The following is a 9,995-nucleotide window of genomic DNA, read 5'->3' as shown; positions in this document are numbered from 1 at the left end:
GGTACTTTGCGCGCGTTAGCCTTAAAACTGGATTATCAGGATGCCGCGAAGTTGTTGGGTGAAACGCTGGAAGAAGAAAAAGCCACCGACGAAAAACTTACGCTGATTGCTGAAGAGCAGGACTAATCCACCGTGGAGGAGGCTAATGCAGCCAGCCTCTTCCAACCTGAAAAATCCGCTTGCGAATTCCTGGGTTAAAAATCACTTCATTCTCAGTATGCTAATGCCTCTTTTCTCAAACTCACGTTTGAACACGGTTATGAAAACAGAGGATTTGCATGCCTGCCAACGGTCACTCCGCAGAGCCCAACACGACCTTACGTGCTGGGCGCTTCTTATTGATGCAGAAACTACTACGCCGCGACAAAACGCCCGTCGCGCTGTTGCTGCTGGCCGCGCTGGTCGGTGTGTTAACCGGTTTAGTTGGCGTGGCCTTTGATAAAGCCGTCAATTTTGTGGTGCATACGCGCTTAAGCTGGCTTGAGGGTGCGGGTGACAATCTGCTGGTGAAAATCGCCGGCGCGTTTATGCTCTCTGCGCTATTAGGCGCTGTCGGCTACTTGCTGGTGCGACGTTTCGCGCCGGAAGCGGGCGGATCGGGCATTCCCGAAATTGAAGGCGCGCTGGAGGAACTTCGTCCGGTGCGCTGGTGGCGCGTGCTGCCGGTGAAATTTATCGGCGGCATGGGTGCGTTAGGATCAGGCATGGTGCTGGGTCGCGAAGGACCGACCGTGCAACTGGGCGGCAATATCGGCGGCATGTGTGTTGATCTGTTCCGCGTAAAATCTTCTGAGTCTCGCCACACGTTGCTGGCAACCGGCGCTGCCGCGGGTTTGTCGGCCGCTTTCAACGCGCCGCTGGCGGGCATCCTGTTTATTATCGAAGAGATGCGTCCGCAGTTTCGCTACAGCCTGATTTCCATCAAAGCGGTGTTTGTTGGCGTTATCGTTTCCAGCATTGTTTTCCGCGTGTGTAATGGCAACGAAGCAATCATTAATATTGGTCAGCTGCAGGATGCGCCAACCAATACGCTGTGGCTTTATTTAGTGTTGGGCGTGTTATTTGGTGGCTGCGGCGTGGCGTTTAACCGCTTCATTTTCCTCGCGCAGGATCAGTTTCAGCGTTTGCATAAAGGCCGCGTTGCACCCTGGGTGCTGTGGGGAAGTTTGCTGGCGGGGATGTGTGGCGTGATTGGCCTGTTTCTGCCACAAGCGATTAACGGCGGGATTGCGCTGATTACTGATTTCTCCAGCGGAGCTTACAGCGCGCTGGCGCTCTTTGCCATTTTCGCACTGCGCACGTTGATAACTATTTGCTGTTTTTCCTCCGGCGCGCCGGGCGGTATTTTTGCCCCGATGCTGACGTTGGGCACGCTGTTAGGTACCTGCTTCGGCCAACTCTGCATGCAGTGGTTGCCGGGTTTGCATCTGGAGCCAGCAACCTTTGCCGTGGCTGGTATGGGCGCGCTGTTTGCGGCCTCGGTGCGTGCGCCGCTGACCGGCATTGTGCTGGTGCTGGAGATGACCAACAATTATCAGCTGATTTTGCCGATGATCATTACCTGCCTCGGCGCGACGCTGGCCGCACAATTCTTCGGCGGCAAACCGCTGTACTCCTCAATTCTTGCGCGCACGCTGGCGAAAGCGAAACAGATAAATGTGCAGTAGGTGAATCGGTCGCCATGAATGGCGACCCTACGACGTCTGATGCGCATTCATCAACCAATCTGAAAACGCCGTCATTGCGGTGCTTTCAGGTCGCGACTGAAAACGCGTTAACCAGTAGCCGCCGAGATCGATTTCTGCGGCGAAAGGGCGCACCAGCCTCTCGCTTTGCAGCAGGTGATTGAAAATTTTTACCGGTGCCAGCGCAATCCCCGCGCCCAGTAATGCCGCTTCGATCATCGTCAGGGATGAGTCAAAAATCATCACCGGATGCGCAGGTGATGGCGCATGTTCATTAATGCTGTGCAGCCATTGGCTCCACTCATCACGGCGGAACGATCGCAATAGGGTGAATTTGTGCACGTCTGCAGGCTGCTGCAACTGCCGGGCAATGGCGGGATTACACAGCGGCGATAACGGGGCTGAACAAATAAACTGCGCTTCGGTGCCGTGCCAGGCGCCGCTGCCAAAGCGAATGGTGTAATCATGACCCTCGGCGGCTGGATCGACGCGATTGTTGTGGGTGGAGAGTTGCAGCTCTATGTGCGGATAACGGCGGTTAAAATCCTCTAAACGCGGCAACAGCAAACCGGTGGCAAAGCTTCCCACCGCGCCGACCTTTAATTTCTCGCGCATTTGGCCCGATGAGAAGCGATCCAGCGTATCGGCAATACGATCGAATGAATCGTTTAATACCGGCAACAGGCTTTCGCCTTCGGTGGTCAACATCAATCCGCGCGATACCCGCACAAACAGCTGGCAGCCCAGCTGCTGCTCCAGCGATTTCACCTGCTGACTTACGGCTGCATGGGTTACATGCAGCTCAATAGCAGCGTTAGTAAAACTTAGATGACGTGCGGCGGCTTCAAAGGCTCTGAGCGCGTTAAGTGGAATATAAGGGCGAGTCATGCGGTGACCTGTAAGAATTTCTATTGTCTGACGCTAAAATTAACAGTTTGTTGCTGCCTGTCAAAGTGGGCAAACTGCCCGCGGAACAACAACCCGGAAGGTTAATAACAGTGAAATTGATTTCTCAAACTTTAATAGCAACAGCACTGACATCGGCGTGCTCAATGGCGTTCGCTGCGACGCCTGATGTGGACGCCATCGTTGATCAGGCCATCACACCGCTGATGCAGCAGCAAGCCATTCCCGGCATGGCGGTGGCGGTGGTGGTTAAAGGCCAGCCGCACTATTTCACCTGGGGCATGGCGGATGAAAAACAGCAGCGTCCGGTCACGCAAGATACGCTGTTTGAACTGGGTTCGGTGAGTAAAACCTTCACCGGCGTGCTGAGTAGCGTCGCGGTGAACAAAGGCGAGATCGCACTGAGCGATCGCGCCAGTCAATACTGGCCGGCGCTGAATACGCCGCAGTGGCGTGACATCACGCTGCTGCAATTGGCGACGTACACCGCCGGCGGCTTGCCGTTGCAGGTTCCTGATGCCGTGACCGATGAAAAGGCGCTGGCGAACTTCTATCAACAATGGCAACCGCAATGGGCGCCGGGCAACACGCGTCAGTATGCGAACAGCAGCATCGGCTTGTTTGGCTGGCTGGCGACGAAACCCAGCGGGCTGACATTTGAGCAAGCCATGCAGCAACGCGTGTTTACGCCGCTGCAGCTTAAGCACACCTTTATCACCGTGCCCGACAGCGCGAAGAACGTATACGCATGGGGTTACCACGAAGGCAAGCCGGTGCGCGTGTCGTCGGGCATGTTGGATGCCGAAGCCTATGGCGTGAAGTCGTCAATTAAAGATATGGCGCGCTGGATGCAGGCCAACATGGATCCGCAGCAGGTAAAAGACCAAACGCTGCAGCAGGCGCTGAATTTCGCGCAAACGCGTTTCTATCGTACCGATGCGTTATATCAGGGGTTGGGGTGGGAAATGCTGAATTGGCCCGCTCAGGCAGACATGGCAGTGAAGGGCGCGGATAACAAGGTAGCGCTCGGTCCGCAGCCGGTAAGGGATGCGAAAGCACATCCGCGTGTCACCGCGTCGTGGGTGCATAAAACCGGCGCAACGGGCGGATTTGGGGCTTATGTCGCCTTTATTCCAGAGAAGCAGGTCGGCATTGTGATCCTGGCGAACAAAAATTATCCCAATACCGAGCGGGTTAAAGCGGCGATGCAGATCCTGAAAGCGTTGCAGTAAGCGGGTGGGGCGAACTTTTCGCCCCATTTAGATCAACTACACTTAATGGGTGATTAACCAAGGAGCTGCAGATGAGCCATCACCCAAAAGATAAACGTGACGTGAATGATGAAAAACATCCCGCTAAGGACAATCCCAGTGAACACGGTGAGATTCCCAGAACGCGCGATGACAGCGAAGATGACAAAAAAGATCCGTTTAACGACGAATAATCAACATCACCAGTAACGGCAGGGCGGCAAACAGTGTTAATACGGTTGACGCGCCTGCCTGCGCATAGAGTTGTCCGAACAGTAGCGATCCAATGACCTGGCCCGTCGCCAACATGAAGAACAGCATGCCTACGCCGATGGCGGGGACATTTTCCGTTGCTGCTGCGCCCCACACCAGCAATACGCCCGAGAGCGTGACGTACGCGGCGCCACCCAATGCCACGGCGGGAAATAGCCAAACTGAATAGTGATGGCTGAACGCCAGAAGCAGCAAGGGAACGACGAGGCAGCACTGCGACAGCCAATAAACCCACTCAGCACTGCCACGCAGTAAGCGGCAAAGCTGCAGAGCGGCGTTTTTACCGGCTTCGCACGCCTGCGAAGCACCAATAATTAACGCTGAAGTGAGAACACCTTCAAACAACAGCCAAATGGCATCGGCTAACGCCAGATGATGCTTGCCGAGCGCCTGTTGAACAGCCCGCGGATCGTTTTACTTTTGCAAATTTCAGGATGCTATAGTTTTACTTAAGGAATAGTTATTGCTGACTCCAACCGATCCAGCGCAAACAAAATGCCGTAACGCCGTGCGTTTTTTGCCTCTGGCAGCGGCAGCCAGATATCGGCCTGATTCGCCAGGTCTAAGGTCTGCGCACAGAGCGCGATCACCGGCGTTTTTTGAATATGGGCATGGTGTACCGTGCTGAGCACGTGGCTGTTAACCGCGTCAGGCGCGAGAATCAGCAACAGATCATCCGGCTGTAAACGACTCAGCGTCATACTCAGCAGGTTGTCATCCTGAATCCATGCGATGGGCAATCCAGCGCCTTGCAGGCGTTGATGGACTTCCGCAGACAGCGCAGTTTGTAGGCCCGACGCGCCAATCAGCAGTACGCTTCTGGCCTTACGTAACATCTCTGCGGCACGTTGCCAGACTGCGGTTTCCGCTTGCGCGTATTGCTGGGTTAGCGCTTGAATAATCGCCTCTATAGGCGCAATCGCGTTACGGGTTTGCACCTGTGGCGCACGCGCCAGCCGCATGCGCAAATCGCGGATATCTTCGCAACCCAGCGAACGGGCAAAGCGGGTAATAGTGGCGGCACTGACTTCGGCACGTCCGGCAAGTTGTTCGATGGTAGCGGAGGCAGCAAAAGCGGTGTCGCTGAGAATCGCCTCGGCAACGCGTTTCTCCTGCTGGCTCAGTGAAGATTGCCGCTGGCGAATGACATCAATAAATTCTACGTCCCGCTGTTGACCGGCTTTACGCACCTGACGAAGAAAATCATCGAGATCCTGACAGCCTGCCGACGTGGCAAAGCGTCGCAGCACATCCGGACTCACGCCCGCCTGCGTGGCGAGACTTTCCATGGTGGCCTGCTCAGTCGCACCCAATTTAGCCAGAAAAAAACGCGCCAGCCTCGATTCCTGCGCATCCGCGCGCTCCGATTGCTGCCGTAATTGCCAGACAATATCCATCAGCTCATCACATCCTCATTAGCGAGCGTCCATCATGCATGAAATAATTTTTCATGTTGAGTTTTTTTTCATCGGAATACCGTTTTTCATCGCCGATTGTCGGGGTTGTTACTGTTAAATTACGGTTAAGATCACACTCGTGAAAAATATTTTCATGGTGTATTTTGTTATATGCCTATGATTTATATTAGTAAATTATCAAACCATCAGAAAATCATCTGCCCGCAGCCACTTTACAGCTTCTCTGAGACGGGTCTTAAATGGCCGGGACAAATCACAGGAGAAGAAATTATGCGCATCGTACTTTGCTGTGCTGCAGGCATGTCCACCAGCATGCTGGTGAGCAAAATGCAGCACGCTGCTTTAGGTCGCGGTCTGGAGATCGATATCAAAGCTGTGCCGGTGACGGAATTCGAACGTATTCTGCCGGATGCCGATGTCGTTCTGCTCGGCCCGCAGGTGCAGTTCGAAGCTGCCCGTCTTACCGCCATTGCCGCGCCGCAGGGCAAATCTGTCGCCGTCATCGACATGATGGATTACGGCATGATGCGTGGCGAACAGGTGCTTGATAAAGCGCTGGCGTTACACACCGCCTAACTGTCCGTTTTAACCCATCTAACCGACACTACACGGCTTGTGCTGTGGGGGATTTTGCATGTCTGAAATCGTGGCTATCGAGTTTGAAGAGGGAATTATGCTGCTGCTGGTGCAAGCCGGCGCAGCGCGTAGCGCGGCAATCAGCGCGCTGCGGCTGGCACGAGAAGGGCGCTTCACCGAGGCGCAACAGCAGTTGGCGGCGGCGAGTGAAAGCATCAGTGCGGCGCACCAGCAGCAAACCGCGCTGATTGGTCTGGACGAAGGCAGCGGCAAGTTGCCCGTCACGCTGATTCTGGTCCATGCCCAGGATCATCTGATGAACGCCATGCTGATTCAGGATCTGGCAGGCGAAATCATTGAACTTTACCGCCGCACTGCGGCAGGAGGCACGAATGCTTAAGATGGCCATTATTGGTGGTGGCAGCAGCTATTCACCGGAGTTGGTAGAAGGGATCATCAATCGTTATGCGCAGCTGCCGGTGACGGAACTGGCGCTGGTGGATGTCGAGCAGGGGCGTGAAAAGGTACATGTCATCGCCGATCTCACTCGCCGTATGCTGCAGCAAAATGGGCTGGAGCAGGTGAAAGTCAGCGTGCATTTTGAACTCGATGAAGCGATTCGCGGCGCCCGATTTGTGCTGACGCAGCTGCGTGTGGGTCAACTCGCCGCGCGTGCCGCAGACGAGCGCCTCGGGCTGAAATATGGACGACTCGGCCAGGAAACCACCGGCGTGGGCGGTTTTGCCAAAGCGCTGCGCACCATTCCGGTGATGCTTAACGTGGCGCGCAAAGTGGAAGAGCTGGCGCCAGATGCCTTTATCATCAACTTCACCAATCCGGCGGGGATGGTGACGGAAGCGGTGTCGCGCTACAGCAAGGCGAAAATTATCGGCCTGTGTAATGTGCCGGTGAATATGCACCACATGATTGCCGGTATGCTCGACGCGTCCCGGGATGAGGTGCAACTGCGCTTCGCCGGGCTCAATCATCTGGTATGGGTGCATCAGGTGACCTGTCGCGGCGAGGATGTCACTTCGCAGGTGATTGAACAACTGTGCGATGGCCAATCGCTCACCATGAATAACATCAAAGATATGCCATGGTCGCCGCAGTTCCTGCGCGCGCTCAAGGCGATTCCGTGCCCGTATCATCGCTATTACTGGCAAACGCCGCAGATGCTGGCTGAAGAGCAGGAGAAAGCGCAAAACGGTCACGTAGGCACGCGCGCGGAGCAGGTAATGAAAGTGGAAGCCGAGCTGTTCGAGCTGTATGCCGATCCGCATCTGGCGCACAAACCTGAACAACTGAGTTTTCGTGGCGGCGCGTATTACTCCGAAGTGGCGGTTGAGCTGATCAGCGCGATTCATAACGACAGTGGCAACAATCTGGTGGTGAACTGCCGCAACAACGGCGCGATTCATGGTCTGCCGGATGATGCGGTGGTGGAAGTGAACTGCCTGGTAGATGCGCAAGGCGCGCATCCGCTGGTATTTGGCGAGTTGCCGCCGCTGATGAATGGCCTGACGCAGCAGATCAAAGCGTTTGAACGTTTGACCATCGAAGCCGCCGTGCATGGCGATCGTCAGCAAGCTCTGCTGGCGCTGCTTGGCAATCCGTTAGTCGGTGATGTCGCAACCGCCGAAGCGTTGCTGGAAGAAGGGCTGACCCTTAATAAGCCGTGGCTACCGCAGTTCGCCACGCCCTAATCCGTTGCGCCACCGAGCCAGAGGAACACTTATGTCTAATCGTACTTTTATAGACCGTTATGTCTTGCCCGTCGCACTGAAAATCGCCGGTCAGAAGCATGTGCTCTCCGTGCGTGACGGCATCATTCTCAACATGCCTTTTATGCTGATTGGCAGCTTCTTCCTGATCTTCGCCTATCTGCCGATTCCAGCGTGGGGCCATTTGATGGCGGATCTGTTTGGCGACACGTGGCGCAACAAACTGCTTTATCCGGTGCGCGCCACCTACGACATCATGGCACTGATCTCCAGCTTCGGTATTGCCTACCGTTTGGCGGAGAAGTATCGCACGCTCGATCCGCTCACCAGCGGCGCGATGGCGTTAGTGGCATTTGTGATGACCATTCCTCAGCAGACGCTGTTTGCCCCGGTGGAAGGCGCGCCGACGCAGTTGGTCACCGGCGTGTTGCCGATTTCGCTGATTGGCAGCCAGGGCTTGTTCGTGGCTATCGTCATTGCACTGCTTTCCACTGAGATTTATCGCTTTGTGCATAACCGTAATCTGGTGATTAAGATGCCAGAAGGCGTGCCGCCAGCGGTGGCGAAATCCTTCCTCGCGCTGGTGCCGGGTTTCTGTGTGCTGGCAGTGGTGTTGATGCTTCGTCTGGCGGTGGAAGCCTCACCGTTCGGCGATATCAATAACCTGATTGCGACTGTGATTGGTCTGCCGATGCATCACGTCGGTGGCACGCTCCCCGGCATGATTTTCTCAGTGCTGCTGATTGGTATTCTCTGGACGCTTGGGCTGCACGGCGATGCAATAGTGCTGGTGTTTATTCAGCCGGTTTGGCTATCGAACATGAGTGAAAACCTTGAGGCGTTCCAGCATAACCAACCGATCCCGCACATCTTTACCCAGCAGTTTTACGATTTATGGATTGCGCCGGGCGGCACCGGCGCGCTGCTGGGATTGGTGATCTTTATGCTGATCCGCTCACGCAGTCGTCAGATGAAGCAGCTCGGTAAAATTGCCGCTCCGGCGGCGCTGTTTAACATCAGCGAACCATTGGTGTTCGGCATTCCGCTGGTGATGAACCCGTATCTGTTCCTGCCTTTCATCCTGACGCCGGTGGTGTTGGTGATTGTGTCGTGGGCGGCGATGAGTACCGGTTTAGTGGCACCGCCTGCGGGCATTGCGCTGCCATTCACCACACCGATTTTCGTTAGCGGTTATCTGGCAACCGGCGGGCACATTTCTGGCACCGTATTGCAGGTGGTCAATCTGACGATTTCTCTGGTGATTTACTATCCGTTCTTCCGCGTCTGGGATCGACTGAAGTTCCGCGAGGAAGAAGCGAGCCTGCAGCAAGCGAAAGTGGTAAGCGAAGCGGTAACGTCTTGAATTAATAGGCAGAAGCTCATGAATGTGTGCTTCTGCCTCTCAGAAATTGGTTGCCCGAAATGCAAATTAATCACGGGAAAGGACTAATTTACAATTCTCTTTGAGGTCTAACTATCACGCAACTGACTGTTATTGCTGATTTTATTTCAAATGCTTAAATTTAAAACGTTTTTCCTAAAAGAAATTCTGTACTCTTATTACACCTTTGTATATTTTTGTCGGCAAGCAGTGATGAGACAACTATCCCACTGAAATTTACGCATTCAATCATTAACCTCAGCAGGCTCTCTTGATAGATTTTTTTTCCAAAATTAATAACAACCTCTTTTTATCAAACTCAATCAGTTTAGTTAGATCACTATTGGTCTTTCTTTTCAGAACATTCCATTAATCTTAACACCACTAAATAAAATGCTGGCACTAATGTCGCCAGGGGAAATGCATGCAAAAAATGAATATCAGTACCGATTTTATCGCCTATTTTAATTGCGGTTCTGCACAGCTTAAATCTGAAGCCGAAATATTGGGTTCAGTGATTACGGCGATCATAAAAGACAAAAAAACTGTTACTAATAAAAGCATTATCGCCTATCTGCTGGCAGAACTTGAGAGCACCAATGATGTGATTTTCCAGGATTGCTTGCGTAATACCCTGCAAATCGTGCTCGGAAAGACGCCAGACGATGATGGATTTTCAGGCTAAGATATTCTCCCATTAATAGGATTATCAGTATTAAACTGGTTTTCAATTTCAAAAGTTCAGGAATTATCTGACAGTATAAAACCTTGAGAAAAGCGTT

The 9,995-nt window shown here is 53.7% G+C and carries 12 protein-coding genes; 9 read left to right on the top strand and 3 right to left on the bottom strand.

Annotated features, from left to right (window positions below; translation table 11 throughout):
• A partial coding sequence (locus RTM06_RS10640) for a DUF892 family protein (protein WP_312182066.1) occupies positions 1–126 on the top strand: 126 nt, incomplete at its 5' end.
• 152 nt (positions 127–278) lie between these two features.
• The gene (gene clcA, locus RTM06_RS10635) at positions 279–1,667 is read left to right on the top strand and encodes a H(+)/Cl(-) exchange transporter ClcA (RefSeq protein WP_312182021.1); all 1,389 of its coding nucleotides are present in this window, start codon (positions 279–281) and stop codon (positions 1,665–1,667) included.
• Between the two features lie 27 nt (positions 1,668–1,694).
• Here the strand turns inward: clcA and ampR are convergent, their stop codons facing one another.
• Positions 1,695–2,573 (bottom strand): LysR family transcriptional regulator AmpR, encoded by an 879-nt coding sequence (gene ampR, locus RTM06_RS10630; RefSeq protein ID WP_312182018.1) that lies wholly within the window; start codon positions 2,571–2,573, stop codon positions 1,695–1,697.
• Between the two features lie 116 nt (positions 2,574–2,689).
• Here ampR and blaPSZ point away from each other — a divergent pair, with 116 nt between their 5' ends.
• Both blaPSZ and RTM06_RS10620 read left to right on the top strand, forming a co-directional pair.
• On the top strand, positions 2,690–3,823 hold the full coding sequence (blaPSZ, locus tag RTM06_RS10625; RefSeq protein WP_312182064.1) for a PSZ family class C beta-lactamase: 1,134 nt from the start codon (positions 2,690–2,692) through the stop codon (positions 3,821–3,823).
• A gap of 71 nt (positions 3,824–3,894) precedes the next feature.
• A complete protein-coding gene (locus tag RTM06_RS10620; RefSeq protein WP_008106109.1) occupies positions 3,895–4,035 on the top strand; it encodes a hypothetical protein in 141 nt (46 codons plus the stop codon).
• On the opposite strand, the gene RTM06_RS10615 is transcribed toward RTM06_RS10620, so the two are convergent.
• The gene (locus RTM06_RS10615; protein WP_409455798.1) at positions 4,022–4,459 is read right to left on the bottom strand and encodes a hypothetical protein; all 438 of its coding nucleotides are present in this window, start codon (positions 4,457–4,459) and stop codon (positions 4,022–4,024) included. The two genes, RTM06_RS10620 and RTM06_RS10615, sit on opposite strands and share 14 nt — an antisense overlap.
• A 104-nt stretch (positions 4,460–4,563) precedes the next feature.
• Positions 4,564–5,511, bottom strand: coding sequence for a MurR/RpiR family transcriptional regulator (locus RTM06_RS10610; protein WP_312182016.1), 948 nt, complete (start codon positions 5,509–5,511; stop codon positions 4,564–4,566).
• 288 nt (positions 5,512–5,799) lie between these two features.
• On the opposite strand from RTM06_RS10610, the gene RTM06_RS10605 reads away from it, so the two are divergent.
• The 5 genes from RTM06_RS10605 to RTM06_RS10585 all read left to right on the top strand — a co-directional run bounded on the left by RTM06_RS10605 (position 5,800) and on the right by RTM06_RS10585 (position 9,898).
• A complete protein-coding gene (locus RTM06_RS10605; protein WP_312182062.1) occupies positions 5,800–6,108 on the top strand; it encodes a PTS sugar transporter subunit IIB in 309 nt (102 codons plus the stop codon).
• A 58-nt stretch (positions 6,109–6,166) separates the two neighbouring features.
• The gene (locus RTM06_RS10600) at positions 6,167–6,508 is read left to right on the top strand and encodes a PTS lactose/cellobiose transporter subunit IIA (RefSeq protein ID WP_312182015.1); all 342 of its coding nucleotides are present in this window, start codon (positions 6,167–6,169) and stop codon (positions 6,506–6,508) included.
• A complete protein-coding gene (locus RTM06_RS10595) occupies positions 6,501–7,814 on the top strand; it encodes a 6-phospho-beta-glucosidase (RefSeq protein WP_312182013.1) in 1,314 nt (437 codons plus the stop codon). The genes RTM06_RS10600 and RTM06_RS10595 overlap by 8 nt, the downstream gene beginning before the upstream one ends.
• A gap of 31 nt (positions 7,815–7,845) precedes the next feature.
• Entirely contained in the window at positions 7,846–9,195 is a 1,350-nt protein-coding gene (gene celB, locus RTM06_RS10590) for a PTS cellobiose transporter subunit IIC (protein ID WP_312182011.1), read from the top strand.
• Positions 9,196–9,637: 442 nt separating this feature from the next.
• A complete protein-coding gene (locus RTM06_RS10585) occupies positions 9,638–9,898 on the top strand; it encodes a biofilm/acid-resistance regulator YmgB/AriR (RefSeq protein ID WP_256698696.1) in 261 nt (86 codons plus the stop codon).
• The last annotated feature ends 97 nt before the right edge of the window (positions 9,899–9,995 follow it).

It is taken from the genome of Pantoea sp. CTOTU46764, from assembly GCF_031974595.1.
Taxonomy (GTDB): Bacteria; Pseudomonadota; Gammaproteobacteria; order Enterobacterales; family Enterobacteriaceae; genus Pantoea; species Pantoea trifolii.
This window is presented reverse-complemented; position numbering and strand designations above follow the sequence as displayed.

Coding starts and splice junctions, on each gene's coding strand:
- clcA (WP_312182021.1), top strand. CDS start 279: ATGCCTGCCAACGGTCACTCCGCAGAGCCCAACACGACCTTACGTGCT.
- ampR (WP_312182018.1), bottom strand. CDS start 2,573: ATGACTCGCCCTTATATTCCACTTAACGCGCTCAGAGCCTTTGAAGCC.
- RTM06_RS10620 (WP_008106109.1), top strand. CDS start 3,895: ATGAGCCATCACCCAAAAGATAAACGTGACGTGAATGATGAAAAACAT.
- RTM06_RS10610 (WP_312182016.1), bottom strand. CDS start 5,511: ATGGATATTGTCTGGCAATTACGGCAGCAATCGGAGCGCGCGGATGCG.
- RTM06_RS10600 (WP_312182015.1), top strand. CDS start 6,167: ATGTCTGAAATCGTGGCTATCGAGTTTGAAGAGGGAATTATGCTGCTG.
- RTM06_RS10595 (WP_312182013.1), top strand. CDS start 6,501: ATGCTTAAGATGGCCATTATTGGTGGTGGCAGCAGCTATTCACCGGAG.
- celB (WP_312182011.1), top strand. CDS start 7,846: ATGTCTAATCGTACTTTTATAGACCGTTATGTCTTGCCCGTCGCACTG.
- RTM06_RS10585 (WP_256698696.1), top strand. CDS start 9,638: ATGCAAAAAATGAATATCAGTACCGATTTTATCGCCTATTTTAATTGC.